Here is a 1585-nt window from a genome sequence, read left to right as displayed (position 1 = left end):
CAGTTGAATACAAAAATATCACCAAAGAATTGAACGACGGTAATCATTCTGGTGTTTATTATAACGCTTATAGTGAAGATTTGTTTGTATGGGATAATGATACTGAGAACAATGGTTCTCCAATAAAGCTGAATGTCATGCGTTCCAGCCTAAATCAATATCATTCCTCAATGGATGAGGAAAAGCTTCGTGAAAAGCTAGCTGCATACAAGCCAAAGTTTGATTTTAAGTTTAATTATCATACTGATTCATCACTTGGAATTAGCTCCATTAGTTTCTATCCGCAATCAGAAATTGAAGAACAACTTGATGCTATCAAAATTTCTCGTGGTGAACAACAAATTTTTATTTGGTGCCTGTTTTTGACAATGTTTGATATTCAAGGCTGGACAGGTGAACAAAATAGTCACTTCTTTATAGATGATCCAGTTTCAAGCTTAGATGACCATAACATCTTTATTACAGCATCAACAATAATGGCTTTGATTGACGATCATTATGAAAATAGAAAAATCATTATTACAACTCACCACGTTGGACTTTTTTCTATTCTTTCAAACTGGATGACAAAAGGCGAAAAAGCAGATTCCTATAAGAAGTTTACCAAAATGCATACTTTAAAAAATTCCTCTAATGAATTATCTTTGTTGGATTGTAGAAAAGACGTATTTCTTTATCATCTTGAGTTACTGCAAATGTTACAGCGTGCGGTAAACGACAAGCAGCTATATGCTTATCATTTTGCATTACTAAGACAAGTCCTGGAAAACGTCTCCTCCTTCCTTGGTGTTGGGCGATTATCGTATGTGCTTGAACAAATAGGAATAGATAACACTGATGATGTAGCTCGAATAATAAATACATTGTCACATAAAACTGTTTTTCTATACGAGGCAAAAGAATTAGTTCCTGATAACGAAGAACTTTTATCAAATGTGTTTAACAAGCTCCAAAATAAATATAATTTTGTATTACATATAGGTGGTGGTAACGATGCATGATTTACAACAAAAAAATTAGGTGCAACCCTGTGGGCTATAGCAGATAAACTTCGCGGAACGATGAATGCCGACGACTTCCGTGATTACATGTTGTCTTTTCTCTTCTTACGTTATCTCTCAGATAACTATGAACAGGCAGCAAAAAAAGAACTTGGTAGCGATTATCTTCATTGTGAGAGTGAAATTAAAAATATCTATGCTACGAGTAAGCAGGATGAGACTATTAGTGTGATGAAAGAGCAGGCAGCGGAATATTTTAGCAAACAAAAATTAGAAGAAAATGAAAAAAACATAATGATCGATGATCATTTCATATTGTTTGAAAGTAAAAAATTGACCCCGCTTATTATGTGGTATAATAACAATTTGGATCAARTAGCAATGTTTGAAAAGCAAATGAGACGTAAGCTTCATTATGTAATCCAGCCGCAGTATCTCTGGAGTAATATATACGAATTAGCTCGCACGCAAAACGAGTACCTTTTAAGGACACTACAAGCTGGTTTTAAATTTATAGAAAATGAGTCTTTCGACAGTACGTTTCGTGGGTTGTTCTCAGAGGTAAACCTTGATTCTGATAAGCT

Annotated in this window: 2 protein-coding genes; both read left to right on the top strand. The window is 34.2% G+C overall.

What is annotated here, in order from left to right; translation table 11 throughout:
• Window positions 1-1001, top strand: a 1001-nt coding sequence (locus tag AC1DUA_RS36820) for an AAA family ATPase (protein ID WP_477504439.1), incomplete at its 5' end; no start/stop codon positions are given.
• 60 nt (window positions 1002-1061) lie between these two features.
• Window positions 1062-1585: type I restriction-modification system subunit M N-terminal domain-containing protein (locus AC1DUA_RS36815; RefSeq protein ID WP_477504438.1), on the top strand; the 524-nt coding region annotated here is incomplete at its 3' end.

It is taken from the genome of Paenibacillus sp. 01T422, from assembly GCF_056398785.1.
This window is presented reverse-complemented; position numbering and strand designations above follow the sequence as displayed.